Origin of the sequence: Couchioplanes caeruleus (assembly GCF_023499255.1) — a bacterium.
Lineage (GTDB): Bacteria > Actinomycetota > Actinomycetes > Mycobacteriales > Micromonosporaceae > Actinoplanes > Actinoplanes caeruleus_A.
Genome location: NZ_CP092183.1, coordinates 783635 through 800183, shown reverse-complemented (window position 1 = coordinate 800183; position 16549 = coordinate 783635). Strand labels below are relative to the sequence as shown.

General features: G+C 72.5%; 15 protein-coding genes and 1 pseudogene. 3 read left to right on the top strand and 13 right to left on the bottom strand.

Going from position 1 to position 16549, the window contains the following annotated elements; all coding sequences use genetic code 11:
* Positions 1-235: 235 nt before the first annotated feature.
* The 7 genes from COUCH_RS03805 to COUCH_RS03775 all read right to left on the bottom strand — a co-directional run bounded on the left by COUCH_RS03805 (position 236) and on the right by COUCH_RS03775 (position 7471).
* Entirely contained in the window at positions 236-1822 is a 1587-nt protein-coding gene (locus COUCH_RS03805; RefSeq protein WP_249610713.1) for a uroporphyrinogen-III synthase, read from the bottom strand.
* Complete coding sequence (gene hemC, locus COUCH_RS03800; RefSeq protein WP_249610712.1) at positions 1819-2748, bottom strand: hydroxymethylbilane synthase; 930 nt, start codon at positions 2746-2748, stop codon at positions 1819-1821. The genes COUCH_RS03805 and hemC overlap by 4 nt, the downstream gene beginning before the upstream one ends.
* Entirely contained in the window at positions 2745-4040 is a 1296-nt protein-coding gene (locus COUCH_RS03795) for a glutamyl-tRNA reductase (RefSeq protein ID WP_249610711.1), read from the bottom strand. The genes hemC and COUCH_RS03795 overlap by 4 nt, the downstream gene beginning before the upstream one ends.
* Positions 4037-4786: a redox-sensing transcriptional repressor Rex gene (locus tag COUCH_RS03790; protein ID WP_249610710.1), complete on the bottom strand. Its 750-nt coding sequence runs from the start codon at positions 4784-4786 to the stop codon at positions 4037-4039. The genes COUCH_RS03795 and COUCH_RS03790 overlap by 4 nt, the downstream gene beginning before the upstream one ends.
* 268 nt (positions 4787-5054) lie before the next feature.
* Positions 5055-5696 carry an HAD family hydrolase gene (locus COUCH_RS03785; RefSeq protein ID WP_249610709.1) on the bottom strand — a complete coding sequence of 214 codons (642 nt, stop codon included), beginning with the start codon at positions 5694-5696 and terminating at the stop codon, positions 5055-5057.
* Positions 5697-5705: 9 nt separating this feature from the next.
* Positions 5706-5954: a glutaredoxin family protein gene (locus COUCH_RS03780; RefSeq protein ID WP_249610708.1), complete on the bottom strand. Its 249-nt coding sequence runs from the start codon at positions 5952-5954 to the stop codon at positions 5706-5708.
* Positions 5951-7471: an AMP-binding protein gene (locus COUCH_RS03775; protein WP_249610707.1), complete on the bottom strand. Its 1521-nt coding sequence runs from the start codon at positions 7469-7471 to the stop codon at positions 5951-5953. The genes COUCH_RS03780 and COUCH_RS03775 overlap by 4 nt, the downstream gene beginning before the upstream one ends.
* A 384-nt stretch (positions 7472-7855) precedes the next feature.
* Between COUCH_RS03775 and COUCH_RS03770 the strand changes: the two genes are divergently transcribed.
* On the top strand, positions 7856-8713 hold the full coding sequence (locus COUCH_RS03770) for an ECF subfamily RNA polymerase sigma factor, BldN family (protein ID WP_430640960.1): 858 nt from the start codon (positions 7856-7858) through the stop codon (positions 8711-8713).
* Positions 8714-8894: 181 nt separating this feature from the next.
* Positions 8895-10073, top strand: coding sequence for a DUF5667 domain-containing protein (locus COUCH_RS03765; RefSeq protein ID WP_249610705.1), 1179 nt, complete (start codon positions 8895-8897; stop codon positions 10071-10073).
* A gap of 100 nt (positions 10074-10173) precedes the next feature.
* Here COUCH_RS03765 and COUCH_RS39105 read toward each other — a convergent pair whose 3' ends face one another.
* The 5 genes and pseudogenes from COUCH_RS39105 to COUCH_RS03740 form a co-directional block, all read right to left on the bottom strand.
* Positions 10174-11541, bottom strand: a complete 1368-nt coding sequence (locus COUCH_RS39105) for a lysophospholipid acyltransferase family protein (RefSeq protein WP_430640880.1) — start codon at positions 11539-11541, stop codon at positions 10174-10176.
* Positions 11542-11732: 191 nt separating this feature from the next.
* A pseudogene (locus tag COUCH_RS03755) lies at positions 11733-12791 on the bottom strand (NAD-dependent epimerase/dehydratase family protein); the annotation flags it as partial.
* Between the two features lie 71 nt (positions 12792-12862).
* Positions 12863-12964 (bottom strand): 30S ribosomal protein bS22, encoded by a 102-nt coding sequence (locus tag COUCH_RS03750; RefSeq protein WP_007465623.1) that lies wholly within the window; start codon positions 12962-12964, stop codon positions 12863-12865.
* A 244-nt stretch (positions 12965-13208) separates the two neighbouring features.
* Entirely contained in the window at positions 13209-13421 is a 213-nt protein-coding gene (locus COUCH_RS03745; protein ID WP_199510420.1) for a helix-turn-helix domain-containing protein, read from the bottom strand.
* 178 nt (positions 13422-13599) lie between these two features.
* Positions 13600-14520 carry a proline dehydrogenase family protein gene (locus COUCH_RS03740; RefSeq protein ID WP_249610704.1) on the bottom strand — a complete coding sequence of 307 codons (921 nt, stop codon included), beginning with the start codon at positions 14518-14520 and terminating at the stop codon, positions 13600-13602.
* A 91-nt stretch (positions 14521-14611) separates the two neighbouring features.
* On the opposite strand from COUCH_RS03740, the gene COUCH_RS03735 reads away from it, so the two are divergent.
* Entirely contained in the window at positions 14612-15148 is a 537-nt protein-coding gene (locus tag COUCH_RS03735; RefSeq protein WP_249610703.1) for a CGNR zinc finger domain-containing protein, read from the top strand.
* Between the two features lie 444 nt (positions 15149-15592).
* On the opposite strand, the gene COUCH_RS03730 is transcribed toward COUCH_RS03735, so the two are convergent.
* Positions 15593-16414 (bottom strand): sugar phosphate isomerase/epimerase family protein, encoded by an 822-nt coding sequence (locus tag COUCH_RS03730; protein ID WP_249610702.1) that lies wholly within the window; start codon positions 16412-16414, stop codon positions 15593-15595.
* Between the last annotated feature and the right edge of the window lie 135 nt (positions 16415-16549).

Below are 16549 nucleotides of genomic sequence, written 5' to 3'. Positions count from 1 at the left end.
GCCCGGCCGACCGCACCGCGACAGGCTGGAAACGGCCCAGCCGACCGCACCGCGACAGCCGGTAGAACAGCCAGGACCACCGCATCGCGACGGCACCGGTGAAACAGCCGGCCCGAAAAAAGCCAGCCCGAGAAAGCAGCCAGACCAGCCGGCCCGGAGAAACAGCCAGACCAGCCGGCCCGGAAAAGCAGCTGGGCCGGACGCACCGTTCGCGCGTCCGGCCCAGCTCACATCATCAGCGGAACCGAAGCGCCGTCGGGCCCTGCACCTTTGAGCCGCGGCGCTGCTTCGCCGGCATGGCGGCCAGCTTCTCGCGGAGCTCGACCGCGTACGAGGCGAGCGCCTCGACGAGGTCGGGGACCGAGGCGTGCTGCGGCTGGACGTCCACTCGCAGGCCGAACTCCGTGGCCGTCTCCGCGGTCTTCGGGCCGATCACCGCGACCACCGTGCGGGCGTGCGGCTTGCCGGCGATGCCGACCAGATTGCGGACCGTCGAGGACGACGTGAACAGGACTGCGTCGAAGCCGCCCGACTTGATGGCGTCGCGGATGTCGGCCGGCGGCGGGGCGGCGCGGACCGTGCGGTACGCCGTCACGTCGTCGACCTCCCAGCCGCGCTCGATGAGGCCGGCCGCGAGGGTTTCCGTGGCGATGTCGGCGCGGGGCAGGAGCACCCGGCCGACCGGGTCCAGGATCTCGTCGTGCGGGGAGAACTCGGCCAGCAGGCCCTCGCTGGACTGGTCGCCGGACGGGATGAGCTCGGGCTGGATGCCGAAGTCGCGGACCGCGTCCGCCGTGGCCTCACCGATGCAGGCGATTTTCACGCCGCCGAAGTGGCGGGCGTCGAGGCCGTGCTCGGCGAACTTCTCCCAGACCGCGCGGACCGCGTTGACCGAGGTGAAGACCACCCAGGCGTAGCGGCCGTCGACCAGGCCCTTGACCGCGCGCTCCATCTGCGCCGGGGTGCGCGGGGGCTCGACGGCGATCGTCGGGACCTCGCACGGGATGGCGCCGTACGCCCGCAGCCGGGCACTCATCGCCCCCGCCTGCTCCTTGGTGCGCGGCACGAGGACCTTCCAGCCGTACAGCGGGCGGTTCTCCCACCAGCTCAGCTTGTCGCGCTCGGCGACCTCCGAGCCGACCGTCAGCACCACGCGGCCGGTGAAGCCGAGCGCCGCCGCGACGAAGCTGTCGACCGTGGAGGTGGTCGTGTACTGGGTCTCGCCGGTGCCGTCGCCGGTCACCGCGACCGCCGTGCCGGGCTCGACGCCCGCGGCGAGCAGGCCGTCGCGGACCGCGGCGAGGTCTCCGGCGTCCACCGCCACCGCGAAGGAGCCCTTCTGGGCCGCCGCGGCGAGCGCGTCGAAGTCGAGGGCCGCCACGTCGTCGATGTCGGCCACCGTGCGGACGCCCGGCAACGGCACGCCCGCGTACGTGGCGACGCCCTCCGCCTGGCCCAGGCCCGGCACCACCTCGAAGTGCACGGCCGTGCGGGCGACCGCCTGCACCTCGCGGACCACGGCCTCGTGCCCGAACGGGTCGCCGGCGACGAGGTGCACGGCGGACAGGCCGGACTTCGCCGCCGAGAGCAGCACCTTGGCGACGTCGCCGGGCGCGCCCTCGGCCGGGCTGAACTGGGTGTCCTCCTTGGCCTCCGCCTTGATCGCCGCGAGCAGCGACTCGGGGACGCCCCGGTCGTAGACGACCTGGTCGGCGTCGGCGAGGGTGTCGTGGGCCCGGCGCGTCAGCAGCCCCGGGTCGCCGGGTCCGGCGCCGACGAACGCGATGCGTCCGGCGCGGTTGCGGGCGGTGCGGGTGGTCATTCTGTGCTCCCCATCAGGGTGTCGGCGCCGTCTTCGAGGAGATCGGCGGCGAGCGCCTTGCCGATCTCCGCCGCGTCGGCGGGCGTTCCGGTGCGCGACAGCCGGACAGCTCGGGCCCCATCCGGGCTGATCACCGCACCGCGCAGGTAGATCTCGTCGCCGTGCTCGCCTTCGGCGAGCTCGGCGTGTGCCGCGACCGGGGCGGAGCACCCGGCCTCGAGCGTGGCGAGCATCGCCCGTTCCGCCGTGACGGCGGCGCGGGACGGTGCATGGTCGAGCGCCCCCAGCAGCTCGACCAGGTCTGCGTCGCCGGACCGGCACTCCACCGCCAGCGCACCCTGAGCCGGGGCGGGCAGCATGAGCATCGGGTCCAGCGTCTCCGTGATCTCGGCGACCCGGCCGAGACGCGCCACGCCGGCCCGCGCCAGCACGATTGCGTCGAGGTCGGCCTCGGGGCCGAGCACTCGCGCGATGCGGCTGTCGACGTTGCCTCGGATCGGCGTGACCTGCAACTGTAGGCCCAAGGCATGCAGTTGCGCGATTCGGCGCACCGCCCCCGTGCCGATGGTGGCGCCCGGCGGGAGCTCCGCAAGCGTCTTCCCGTCGCGGGCGATGAGAGCATCGCGCGGGTCCTCGCGCTGCGGCACGGCGGCGATGTGCAGTCCGGGGTGCTCCCCGGTGGGCAGGTCCTTGTACGAGTGCACGGCGAAGTCGATCTCGTTCGCCAGCAGGGCGTCCCGCAGGGCGGACACGAACACGCCGACGCCGAGCCGGGCGACCGGGGCGGACGAGCGGTCCCCCGGGGTCACGATGGGCACCAGCTCGACCGGCACGCCGGAGACAGCAGTGACCGCGGACGCGACCATCTGTGACTGGGCGAGGGCGAGGGCGCTGCCCCGGGTTCCGAGGCGCAGCGGGGAGCTCACGCTTGTCCTCCGATCTCGGGTACGGCGTCGGCCTGGGTGGCGTGCGGAACGTCGAGGTCGAACAACTCCCGCAACAGCGCCGCATACTGGTCGCCGCCCGGCTCCGCCGCAAGTTGCCGGACCCGTACGGTCGGCGAGTGCAGCAGTTGCTGGACGACCCGGTGCAGGGTACGGGAAACGTCGGCCCGCTGCTCCTCGGTGAATTCCGGCCGGCGCGCGGACAGCTTGCGCAGCTCGGCGGTGACCACGTCGTCGGCGCGGGTACGCAGCGCGGCGACGGTCGGTGCGATCTCGGCGCCCCGCAGCCAGGCGAGGAAGTGGTCGACCTCGCTCGCCACGATCTGCTCGACGGCGGCGGTCTCGGCGGCCGCGGGCATGGCCCGGCGGTTGGCCGCGAGCCCGTCGATGTCGACGACGGTCACCTGGGGCAGCTCGGCGACCTCGGGCGCCACGTCGCGCGGCACGGCGAGGTCGAGCACGACCAGCGGGCGCTCCCGGCCGGCGAGCCGGTCCGCGGTGAGCACGGGCTCGGTGGACGCCGTGGCACAGACGACCAGGTCGGCCTCGTGCAGGGCGGCGTCGAGATCGGCGAACGGCACTGCGGTGGCGCCGTACGCCTCCGCGAGCCGCGCGGCCCGTTCGGCGCCACGGTTGGTGATCTGCAGCGGCCCGACGCCGGAGCGGGTGAGGGTGGCGACGGAGAGCGCGCCCATCGCACCGGCGCCGATCACGAGGCCGGGGTGGCCGGTCAGGTCGCCGCCGAGCGAGCCGGCCGCGACCTCGAGCGCGGCGGTGACCACGCTCTGCCCGGCCCGGTCGATGCCGGTCTCGGCGTGGGCCCGCTTGCCGACGCGCAGCGCCTGCTGCATGAGCTCGTGCAGGAGCCGGCCGGCGGTGTCGGCCTCGGTCGCGGCGTGGTACGCGTCGCGCAGCTGCCCGAGGATCTGCGCCTCGCCGACGACCATCGAGTCGAGGCCGGAGGAGACGCGGAACGAGTGGCGCACCGCTTCCTCGTCGTAGTGCACGTAGAGGTGGCCGGCGAGCTCGCTGGCGCTGATCCCGGACTCCTCGGCGAGCACGGCGCAGACGTCGCCGAGGCCACCGTGGAAGCCGGAGACGGCCGCGTACACCTCGACGCGGTTGCAGGTGGAGAGCACGACGGCCTCGCCGACGTACGGCTGGGCGACGAGCTTCTGCAGCACAGCCGGGATGTCCGGGCCGGCGATGGTGAGGCGTTCGAGCGTGCCGACCCCCGCGGTGCGGTACGACGCTCCGACGCTGAGCAGGTTCACGATCCGACCGCCTCCTGGTTCGCACCGCCGACGGCGGCCGCCCCGCGTCCGCCGGGCAGCGCGGTGAGCGACGCCTTGCGGTGTTCGTGGAACGAGAGGATCTGCAGCTCGATGGCGAGGTCGACCTTGCGCACGTCGACGCCGGCCGGCACGGACAGCACACAGGGCGCGAAGTTCAGGATGCTGGTGACCCCCGCGGCCACCAGCTCGTCCGCGACACCCTGCGCGGCACCGGCCGGGGTGGCGATGACGCCGATGGCGATGCCCTCCTCGACCACGGCCTGGGCGAGCTCGTCGATGTGCCGTACGACCAGCCCGTTGATCGTCTCGCCGACCAGCGCGGGGTCGGCGTCGAAGAGCGCGGCGATGCGGAACCCGCGGCTGGCGAAACCGTCGTAGCCGGCGAGCGCGTGGCCGAGGTTGCCGACGCCGACGAGGGCGACGGCGCGGCGCTGGTCGAGGCCGAGGATGTACTCGATCTGGTCGACGAGCAGGGCGACGTCGTAGCCGACGCCGCGGGTCCCGTACGACCCGAGGTGGGAGAGGTCCTTGCGGAGCTTGGCGGAATTGACGCCGGCCGCGGCCGCGAGACCCTCGCTGGAGATCGTGTCCGAACCGTTCTCGGCGAGATTGTGCAGAGCTCGGAGATATTCCGGCAGCCGCGCGATCGTCGCCTCCGGGAGGTCGGGGAAGGCGGGCACTGCACCGGCATTGCCGGACGCGTTTCCTTGACGCTGCTGACTCATCTGACTCCGTGCCGACGAGGTGGCGGACCTGCGGTGAGCCCTCTGTGGCCTGGATCGACCGGCTGTGGTAGCGGGGCTCGTCGGAGTCACAGAATAGGCGCTTGTGAAGGCGTGCACAAATCGCGATCTTGATAGCGGAACTGGACAGAGATCAAGTCAGCGTGCTATTCGCACGCCGACACCTGTGGAGAGTATTACCGCTTTTCAGGCTCATCGACCAGCACAGCCGGCATCTCGACGACGAGGATCACAGATCCATCGGCGAAGGTCACAGCGCCTTCGCGAGCGACACCGCCTCCACCAGTGAGTCGGCGACCGGCACACCGGAGGCACGCAGCCGGGCAGGCTCGGTGAACCCGCCCGTGTAGAGCACGCACAGCGCACCCACCGAGGCCGCCGCGTCCGCGTCGTCGATCGAGTCGCCGATGAGAACGGCCTGGTCGCCCGCGACGTGGAGTTGATCGAGGTGCCGGGCCAGGTGCCCCGCCTTCAGGCCGCCGTCGACCTCCGTGGGCCGGCCGTCGACCCGGGCGAACACCCCGGCCAGCCCGCGCGACTCCACGGCCGGGACGAGCTCGTCGTGGAACCACATGGACAGCAGCGACTGCGTGCCCGGCCAGGCCTTGATCGCGGCCTCGGCGTCCGCGGCGAGCGGAATCGTGGTCAGGCCCATCCGGTACGCCTCGTGGAAGATCCGGTCGAGCTCCTCGAACTCGTCGTCGGTGATCGCCCGCTCGAGGACCTCGGCATAGAACTCGCTCACCGGCCGGCGAAAGCGCCGGCGGTGCTCGTCGGAGTCCACGCTGCGGCCGCCGACCGCGGCGAACGTGTGATTCGTCGAGGCCACGACGAGCGAGAGGTCGTCGAGCAGGGTGCCGTTCCAGTCCCAGACAAGATGCGTACGCGCCACGGCGAGAGGCTACAGCCGAGGGGCCCCCGGCGGTCGAGCCATATCCCGCAGCAGTCGCTCCTCCTCGATCCGCCAGTAGCCGTGCTCCTTGCCGTCGAGCAGCACCACCGGCACCCGGTCGCCGTAGTCGCGCTCCAGGTCGATCGAGTCGGAGACCTCCACCCGGGTCCACCGGCCGGCGGCGATCCGGTCCAGCACCTGCTCGGCCTCCTCGCAGAGATGACAGCCGGTGCGGCTGATCAGGGTCAGGCGGTTCATCGCAGCTCTCCCTTGCGTACCTTGCCGATCGCCGAGTGCGGCAGCTCGTCCACGATCTCGAAGCCCACCGGCAGCTTGTACCGCGCGAGCCGGGCGGAACAGAACACCTCCAGCTCCGCATGCGTCGGCGCGGGGTCGAGGGCGGGCACGACGTACGCATACGGCGCCTGCCCGGTCCGCTCGTCCGCGACGGCGACCACGGCCGCCTCGGCCACGCCCGGGTGCTCGCCGAGGACCCGCTCGATCTCGGCGGGATAGACGTTGAAGCCGTTCACCAGGATCAGCTCGCCGATCCGGTCGACCAGGACGAGATCGCCGTCGGCGTCCGCGTACGCGATGTCGGCGGTCCCCCACCAGCCGTCGGGGTCCGGGCCGTCTCGCCCGTCCGGCCAGTAGCCCGAGAAGAGGTTGTCGCCGCGCACCACGATCTCCCCCGGGTCCGTGCCCGCGGAGACCTCCAGGTCCAGATCGAGCTCGTCGGGGGCCGGCTCGGCAACCGGTCCGTCACGCCAGAGCACGGCCCCGTCCGCAGTGCGCAGCAGCAGCGACACCCCCGGTAACGGACGACCGATTGAGCCGACCTTGGTGCGGTCACTCACCGCGGTCGTCGTGAGCACCGGCGCCGCTTCCGTCAGGCCGTACCCGATCATGATGCCGGCCCCGGTCGCGGCCGTGAACCGCGCCGCGTCGGCCGGGTCGAGCGGCGCCGCGCCGCACACCGCGGTGCGCACCCGCCGGAAGTCGGCGCCGGGCGTGCGGGACCACACCGCATACATCGACGGCACGCCGACGACCACGGTGACCTGGTGTTTCGCGATGAGCGACGCGGTCTCCGCCGGGTCGAAGCGATCGACGAGCACACCGCAGGCCGCGTGGTGCGCGACTGCGCCGAGGCCGGTGTTGAGGCCGTAGGCATGGAAGAACGGAATCGCCAGGAGCACCACGTCGGCCTCACCCACGACCGCCGGCTCTATGCGCTGCAACTGATCGTTGTTCGCGGTGAGAGCACGGTGCGTGAGCATGGCGCCCTTCGGCCGCCCGCTCGTCCCGGAGGTGTAGAGCAGAACCGCGAGGTCACTTCCGGCCGGTGTCGCTGCCGCGGGCTCCGCTCCGCCGGACCCAGAATCAAGATCCGATGACGGTACGGCTACCCCCGCCGACAACCGCAGAGCACCCAGCACCGCGTCATCGGCGACCACCCGGGCCGCCCCGCTGTCCGTCAGCGCGAAAGCCACCTCGTCCGCCGCGTACCCGGGATTGAGCGGCACAGCCACCCGCCCGGCGCGCAGCGTGCCGAAATAGGCGGCGGCGAATTCCGGGGTGTTACCGAGAATGATCGCGACCCGATCGCCGGGCGCCGTCCCGGTGGCCAGCCGCCGGGCGGCGCGATCCACGCGCTCGTCCAGGTCTGCCCAGGTCAGCTCGGTGCCCCCGGCGATCAGCGCGGGGCTGTCCGGGCGTCGGCGCGCGGCGTCGCGGACAGGGTCACGGGCCGGATCGGCGGTGCGGTCTCCCACGACGCCCGAGTCTGGCACACCGCCCACCCGTACGGGGAGCGTCGGACAGTCTGTCCGCGATCGATCACAGAGAGTCCCACATGGTGACAGAGGCGCGCCATGTCGCCTCTGTGCCACTTCGGGCCAATTTCGCGCAGCGCACACAGTGTGCGACTCCGTGTGCTTGAGCTCCGCAATACTTCCCGTCTGTGTAACGGGATCCACATTCCGTGGGTGGGGCCGGCCCGGCGTTCGGGTCCGCTTCACCCCGTTTTGTTGTGGACCGCTTTCGGACACCTCTCATTCGACGGCCCGCCGGGTCAAGGAGGCGCAGTGAGTCATGTGTACGCCGGCGATCCGTACAGCCGCGAGCTGTTCGCGGCTTACCCGAGCCTTCCCGAGGGGTTGACCTCGCTGCGGGACGGGGTTGCCAACGCCATCCGCGGCGACAGCCCCAAGCGGACCCGGAACCGTCCGCACATCAACGAGTCGCCGCTGGGACACCTGCCGCCCACGAACAACTCGAAGAGCGGCCGGGTCGCCGTACCCGGGCGGCCGCAGCCTCCGCAGCAGCCGGGACCCGGACGGGCCGGCGCAACCGACGGGGAGCAGGCCGTGGTCGTACCGGCGCAGAGCACGACCGGGCCGCCCAGCCAGACCGAGCCACCGAAATATCCGGCCCGTCCCGACCCGGGCGACGCCGCGGCCGAGGTCTGGGCGCTGGTCGAACGGGCCCAGGCCGGCGACGCCGCGGCCTTCGGGCTGATCTACGACCGGTACGTGGACACCGTCTTCCGGTTCGTCTACTTCCGCGTCGGCAACCGCCAGCTCGCCGAGGATCTCACCTCGGACACGTTCCTGCGGGCCCTCAAGCGCATCGGCAGCTTCACGTGGCAGGGCCGCGACCTCGGCGCCTGGCTGGTCACCATCGCCCGGAACCTGGTCGCCGACCACTTCAAGTCGGGCCGCTACCGGCTCGAGGTGACCACGGGCGACGTGCTCGACGCCGACCGCGAGGACCGCGGGCCGGAGGGCAGCCCCGAGGCCGCCGTGGTGGACCACATCACCAACGTGGCCCTGCTCACCGCGGTGAAGCAGCTCAATCCCGAGCAGCAGGAGTGCATCGTGCTGCGCTTCCTGCAGGGCTTCTCCGTGGCCGAGACCGCCCGGACCATGGGCAAGAACGAGGGCGCCATCAAGGCGCTGCAGTACCGGGCCGTCCGGGCGCTCGCCCGCCTGCTGCCCGAAGGGTTCCAGTGGTGACGCCGATTTCCCCGATGTCGATCTCTCAGACCGTTGTTGCCCAGCTCGCACCCGTAACCGGGCCCGCCGGTCGAGCGTTTGTCCGGGTGCGACCCGTGGTGGGCCAGCGTTCCACCGGTTCCGTCGCGCCCACCGGCAACCTCGCCGGTGGGTCACTCACGAGCGAAGGGAGGTGCCCTCGGTGAGCTTCGATTTCCTCGATCGCCGGAGCGCCGAGCGCTTCGCGGAGCTTCTCGACGAGACCAGCGGCGGCCGTCGCCACCACGCCCGGGGCCAGGCCGACGAACAACTCGCCGAGCTGGTCGCCATCGGGCACAGCCTCTCCGCGGCACGGCCCGCAGTCCAGGTCGATCCCGAGTTCCGGATGGGCCTGCGGGCCATGCTGATCGCCACGGCGGAACGGGACGGGATCGGCGAGACGGCCACCGCGCCCGACCCGGAGCCCGACGTCGCCGAACCGGTCCGCAAGCTGTTCGGCCGTACCAGCCGACGCATCCGCGCCCGCGGTGCCATCGTGATCGGCGTCGCCGCCGGCGCCATGGCGGTCTCCGGGATCTCCGCCGCCAGCGAGAACGCCTCGCCCGGCGACGCCCTGTACGGGGTCAAGCGCTCCACCGAACGCGCCCAGCTGGCCATGGCCGGCTCCGACATCACCCGCGGCCAGCTCTCCCTGACGTTCGCCCGCAACCGTCTCGCCGAGGCGGCCGCGATGAACGGCCAGGACAGCCGGTTCGCCGACGCCCTCGACGACATGGACGCCGACACCAAGCAGGGCGTCAAGCTGCTCACCTCGGCGGCGGTCACCCGCCGCCAGGCCACCGACCTGGCGTCCGTCGACTCGTTCGTCGACAGCCAGCGCCGGGTCATCACCCCGGCCCTGGACGGGCTCAGCCCGGCCAACGCCGAACGCGCGCAGCGCTCGGTGAGCCTGCTCGACGCGGTCGAGCGGCGCGCCGACAACGTCCGCGACGGGCTCAGCTGCAGCACGGTCACCCAGTCGCGCAGCGACGCGCTCGGGCCCGAGCTGAAGTCCTGCAAGGCCGGCGCCTCCGACTCCACCACGTCGGAGCGGCGGCAGGGCCAGGGGCAGAGCGAGAAGAAGGCGCCCGCCGGCAAGGACGGCGAGTCGAAGAAGTCCGCGAAGCCCAAGGTCAGCGGCAGCGCCACCGCGACGCCCGGCGCCACCGGAACGGGCACCGGCACCGGTACCCGCGCCGGAACGCTCGACGCCGGCGACCCGGCGGCCACGGTGACCGCGGACCCGGAGCCGATGATCTCCGAGGACCCGGCGAACCCGCCGACCGCGGAGGACAAGGGACTGCTCGGCGGTCTGCTGGGCGGCATCTTCGGCGGCAAGTAGCAGCTGAACACGTGGCGAGGGGCGGTGCCGACTTCAAGAGTCGGGGCCGCCCCTCACTGCGTACTGTAGCTTTCGACCGGTCTTGAGAAAAAGACCCGTCTCAGGGTCCGAACGGGTCGGGTCGCTTCTCCAGCAACGAGTGCAGCGCCGCCTGGATGGTCTCACGCACCTGGTCGGCGAGGTTGTAGACGACCAGCGGATCGTCGGCGTACTCGGTGAGGTGCGAGGTCGGGATCGGCTCGCAGAACTGGATCAGCCACTTGCTCGGCAGCGGTACGAGCCCCAGCGGCCCCAGCCACGGGAAGGTCGGCGTCACCGGGAAGTACGGCAACCCGAGCAGCCGGGCGAGCGGCTTGAGGTCGGCCAGGATCGGATAGATCTCCTCGGCGCCGACGATCGCGACGGGCACGATCGGCGTACCGGTGCGCAGCGCGGCCGACACGAAGCCGCCGCGGCCGAACCGCTGCAGCTTGTAGCGCTCGGAGAAGCGCTTGCCGATGCCCTTGAACCCCTCGGGGAAGACACCCACCAGCTCGCCGTCGCTCATCAGCCGCTCGGCGTCCGGGTTGCAGGCGACCGTGGCGCCGGCCTTGCGGGCCAGCTCCGACAGCACCGGCATGCGGAACACCAGGTCGGCGCCGAGCAGCCGCAGATGCCGTTCGCGCGGGTGCTGGTCGTGCAGAGCGGTGGTGAGCATCAGCGCGTCGAGCGCCAGCGTGCCGGAATGGTTCCCGACGATCAGCCCGCCGCCGGTCTCCGGCACGTTCTCGATGCCGAACACCTCGGTACGGAACCAGTCGCGGTACAGCACCCGCAGCATCGGGTGGAACACCGTGTCGGTCAGCTCCGGATCGAAGCCGAAGTCGTCCACTTCGTACGCCCCGGCGAGCCGTCGCCGCAGGAAGGCCAGCCCTCGAGCGACCCGCTGATCCCAGATGTCCACGGTGTCCGGCGTGGCTTCCGGCTGCTCGGCCGGGCTCGGGGCCGGGGTGACACCGGGGTCGGCCTGGGCTTTCGGCGCTGGCTTGCGGGCTCGCCGCCGGGGAGCGGACGTGGCCGTCCCGGTGTCCGCGCCCGTCTTCGCCGGCTGGCCGGCCTCTCCGGTCTTCGCGACTTCCGCGGCATCCGTGACTTCCGCGGCCTCCGCGGCATCCGCGGCCTCCGTGACTTCCGCGGCCTCCGCGGGTGAGATGGCGCTCTCGGCCACCTCGGCGTTTTCCGCTGCCAGCTCGCCCTTGTCCGCGGCGACCTCGGTCTTGTCCGCTGCGAGCTCGCCCTTGTCCGCGGTGAGCTCGGCGGCCACCTCGGCCCTCTCCGCAGCGGCCGCGCGGCGGGGGCGGCGGGCGGCGGGGGGCGGGTCCGGCATCGGGATCGGGCGCTTGCCGTTCACCGGCTTGGGCGCGGGTGCCTGCGGCAGGGCGAACTCCGCGTTGCCCGGCAGCGCGGGGTGGAAGTCGTCGTTGCTCATCGCGTCACAGCCTCATGATTCTCGGCGGTGCCCGGGGACCCGCCCGCGGCGGCATCCGAGGAGCCGCTCGCCGCAGCGTCCGGAGACCCGCTCGCAGCACCGTCCGGGAACCCGCCCGCGGGAGCATCCGGGGACCTGCCGGCGGCAGCGTCCGAGGACCCGCTCCCGGCAGCGTCTGGGGACCCGCTCCCGGCGGCCGCGCGGACCCGGCGGATGCCGTCGAGGATCGCCTGCTCCGCGGTCGCGAGCCGGTCCGCGGTCAGCGACGAGCCGTTGCTGTGGCCGCGGATGAAGTCGTCGAAGGCGGCGGCCGTGCTGCGCGGTGTGAAGCCGAACTCCTTCACGAGCCGCGCGGTGTCGACCACCCGGCCGTGCACGAACAGGTCGATCTGGTCCAGGCCGATCTCACCGACCCCGAGGTTGCGGGCGAGCGCCGCCACCGACGACAGAGCCGCCTCGGGCAGCGGCACCGCGACGCGGCCGGCCCGGCGTACGGCCTGGGAGAGTGCGAGGACGCCCGCGCCGGCCACGTTGAACGTGCCGGGATGGTCCTCGATGACCGCGCGGTGCAAGATCTCCAGCGCGTCGTCGACGTGGACGAACTGCAGCCGGGCGTCACGGCCCAGCACCGTGGGCACGACCGGCTGGGCGAAGTAGCGGGTCAGCGTCGTCTCGGCGGTGTCGCTGATGAACGGCGCGAACCGCAGCACCGTCGCGGCCACCCCGGGGCGACGGCGCCGGAAGCCGCGCACGTACCCCTCGATGTCGAGGATGTCGCGCGCGAACGAGCCACGCGGCACCGCGCGGGGTTCGGTGTCCTCGGTGAAGACGGCCGGGTCACGGAAGGAGGCGCCGTACGCGGCCGTGGAGGAGCGCACCACGAGCTTGCGCAGCCGGGTCGCGCTCTGCGCGGCGGCGAGCAGCTGCATGGTGCCGATGACGTTCTGTTCCTTCATCGCCGCGCGGCCGCCGTGGTGCGGATCCGGTGCGCTGGTGACGGCGAGGTGGACGACCGCCTCGGCGTTCAGCTCGGCGATGACACCGGTGGCCGCGCGCGCGTCGGCCCGGATCTGCTCGACGTCCGTCAGCAGGCCCGCGAGGGCCGGCGGCGGATCGTGCGGATCCAGGCCGATGACACGTTCGATCCGCGGATCGGCAGCGAGACGGGCGGCCACCCGGGCGCCGAGAAAGCGGCTGATGCCGGTGACCACGACGACCCGCGGCGGGGCCGCGGCTTCAGACGACACCACGGGCGCCTCTCACGTGCGGCTTTTCGCGGAAGACGGCAAGTGGACGGCCGGGCCGGTGGCCCGGCCGGGCGTCACTTGCCGAGACGGCGACGCTGGACGCGGGTCTTGCGCAGCAGCTTACGGTGCTTCTTCTTCGCCATACGCTTGCGGCGCTTCTTGACCACGGAGCCCATACGTAATGCCTCTCGAAACCATGTGGGGCCGGCCGCTGCGCGCGATGACACGCCGGCCGGACTGACAGCGGTTTGCCCCTCACCCCGGCGCCTGAGCACTCACGGGTATCACGGGCGAACCGCTCCAGCGTAGCGGCCTGCCCGCCGAGGGACCAACACGGCCCCTCGGGACTGCCGCTGCGGGCCGGCTCACGCGCTCGCGCGCCCGGCCTCTGCCTCCGGCGGTGCCGCGATCAGCCGCCCCTCAAGCGGTCTGGGAGAACGCTCCGCGCAGGTAGGCGTGCACGGCGTGCTCGGGCACGCGGAACGAGCGGCCCACCCGTACGGCGGTCAGCTCACCACCGTGCACCAGCCGGTAGACGGTCATCTTGGAGACCCGCATGAGCGCGGCGACCTCCGCCACGGTCAGGAAACGCACCTCGGCGAGGCGCTCCTCGGCTTGGGCTGGACCCGTCATCTCCTAGCACCGATCCTTTCGCAGGCGCCTCCGCCGCGGCCGGTCAGGCCTTGCGCCGCGGCGGGCGGGCGCGCGTGTCATCAGTACGGTATCGAGACGGCTGTTACCAGCGCGATGCGTTCCGTGAAATGGCCACAAAAAGTCAAGCCGACACGCGGTCTTTGCCCCGAAAGGTGACCTACTTCCGGCTTGCGAGGGCTCGGCCGAAGAACGCCATGTTGGCCGGGCGCTCCGCGAGGCGGCGCATGAGGTAGCCGTACCACTGGTCGCCGTAGGGGACGTAGACGCGGACCGTGTGCCCCGCGCCGGCCAGCCGGGCCTGCTCCTCGGGGCGTACGCCGTACAGCATCTGGAACTCGAACTCGTCGGCCCGGCGGTCGAACCAGCGCGCCCGGTCCTCCGCGATCGCGATCAGCCGGGGGTCGTGCGTCGCCACCATGGGGTAGCCGTCACCCGACATGAGGATGTTCAGGCAGCGCACGTACGCCTTGTCGACGTCCAGCGCCGACTGGTACGCGACCGACTCGGGCTCCGCGTACGCGCCCTTGCAGAGCCGCACCCGCGACCCGGCCGTGGCCAGCTCCCGGCAGTCCCCCTCGGTACGCCGCAGGTAGGCCTGCAGCACCGCGCCGGTGCCCGGGTGGTCCTTGCGCAGCTCGGCGAGGATCTCCAGCGTCGAATCCGTGGTCGTGTGGTCCTCGGCGTCCAGCGTGACCGTGGTGCCCGCCTCCGCGGCCGCGGCGCAGATCGCGTGCGCGTACTCGTACGCCATCCGATCGTCGACCTTCTGACCCAGGGCCGAGAGCTTCACGCTGACCTCGGCGGCCGGCGTCAGGCCGGCGCTCTTCAACCGGCCGAGCAGGGTGAGGTACTGATCCTTGGTGGCGGTCGCCTGCTCCGCGGTCAGCGTGTCCTCGCCCAGATAGTCGAGGCTGATCCCCAGGCCGTCGTCGGCGAGCGCGCGGCTGGTGCTCAGCGCGTCGTCGACGCCCTCCCCGGCGACGAACCGCTTGACGATTCCCTTGGTGACCGGCGTGGAGGAGACCAGCCGCTCCATCCGGGACGACCCGGCGGCGGCGAGAAAGACGGATCGGAGCATGAGCCGAGCGTATCGCCCGTCCCGGCGCCGGTCGCGCCGAGCTTGTCCACAGCCATGTCCGTCGCGTGGCAGGTGAGGATACGGTTGTCCGGTGAACTTCGATGCGTACGCGCGCACGGCCGTGGAGCTGGTCAACGCCGGCCTCGACGACCTCGACGGGCTGAGGTCACTCTTCGGTGAGGACCTCGCCTGGATGGGTGCCGAGGTCACGGAGAAGGACCTGGCGATCTTCCGCCGGGCCCGCCGACGGCTGCGCGACGTCTTCGAGTACGGCACGTCCGGCCGCGACGCCCAGGCGGTCACCGAGCTCAACGCGCTCCTCGAGGCGTACCCGGTGCAGCCACGCATCTCGGGCCACGACGCGAGCGACTGGCACATGCACGTGACCAGCCGCGGCGCCTCGGTCAGCGCGGAATACCTCGCGGGCGCGGTGTGGGGCCTGTCGGTCTGGCTCTGCGAGTACGGCAGCGCCCGCTTCGGCATCTGCGCCGACGACCGCTGCGGCAACGTCTACCTGGACACGTCGTCGAACAACTGCCGCCGCTTCTGCTCGGAGCGCTGCGCCACCCGGTCGCACGTGGCCGCGCACCGAGCCCGCAAGCGCGCAGCGACGCTGACCCCCGCGTAACCGCCCGGGCCCGCCGCCCGCGCAACTACCAGCCGGACCCGCCGGGCCGCGCGTAGCCAGCCGGGCCCGCCGGGCATGCGCACAACCGCCCGCACTCGCCGGGCCGCGCGTGGCCAGCCGGGCCCGCCGGGCATGCGCACAACCGGCCGCACTCGCCCGGCCGCGCGTGGCCAGCCGCCCGCCTGCCGCGCGTAGCCGGCCGAGCCCGCCGGGCCGCGCGTAGCCGGCCGAATACGTCGGGGCATGCGTAGCCGGCCGAATACGTCGGGGCATGCGCAGCCGGTTGGGCCCACGGCCACGCGCAACCGCCTGGGCCGGCGCGGCCGACCGCGCGCAACCAGCCGGGCCGGAGGCCGCGCTTCCGGGTCAGGCGCCCCGGTCAAACGCCCGGGTCAGGCGCCCCGGTGAGACGCCCGGGTCAGGCGCCCCGGTGAGGCGCCCGGGTCAGGCGCCGGTCACGGCCGGGGTGCTCGAGTCCGCCGGCGCCAGGTGCCGCCGGGCGAACTCCAGCGACTCGCGCAGGTCCTGCACCCGTACGTCCCGGCTCTTCACCTTGCGGGTGGAGACCTCCAGCGCGACCGAGCCGCGGAAGCCCCGGCCCGACAGGGAGCGCAGCAGCTCGGCGCAGGGCTGGGTGCCGCGGCCGGGCACGAGGTGTTCGTCGCGGCCCTCGCCGGTGCCGTCGCCGAGGTGGACGTGCTTGAGGCCCGCGCCCATGCGGTCGGCCATCTCGAGCGAGTCGGTGCGGGCCGCCGCGCAGTGCGACAGGTCCAGCGTGTACGCGTCGTAGCCAGCCTCGGTCGGGTCCCAGCCGGGCACGTACGGCACGAAGGTCCGTCCCGCCATGCGCACCGGGTACATGTTCTCGATCGCGAAGGTGGTGTCCGGGTGCCGGGCCTGCACCTTCGCGAGGCCCTCGGCGAAGTTGCGCGCGTAGTCACGCTGCCAGGTGAACGGCGGGTGCACCACCACGGTCGGCGCGCCCAGGGTCTCGGCAAGCTCGGCCGCCTTGGCGAGCCGCTCCCACGGGTCCGGGCTCCACACCCGCTGGGTGACCAGCAGGCATGGCGCGTGCACGGACAGCACCGGGACGTCGTAGTGTTTCGCCAGGCCCTGCAGGGCGCCGGCGTCCTGGCTGACGGCGTCCGTCCAGACCATGACCTCGACGCCGTCGTAGCCCACCGTCGCCGCCATCTCGAACGCGGCCGCGGTCGGCTCGGGGAAGACGGAGGAGCTGGACAGGAGTACGGGGACACGGGAAGTCACGCGTCAAGGGTAGACCCGTCGGCCACCTCTGCCAGCTCCTCGGTCGGTATACAAGGGGACAAACCCGGCCCGCTGCGCGCCGGTGCCGGGGGCACGCGCGTACGCTGTCGCAGGTGAGTCGCCGCACCCAGCTCC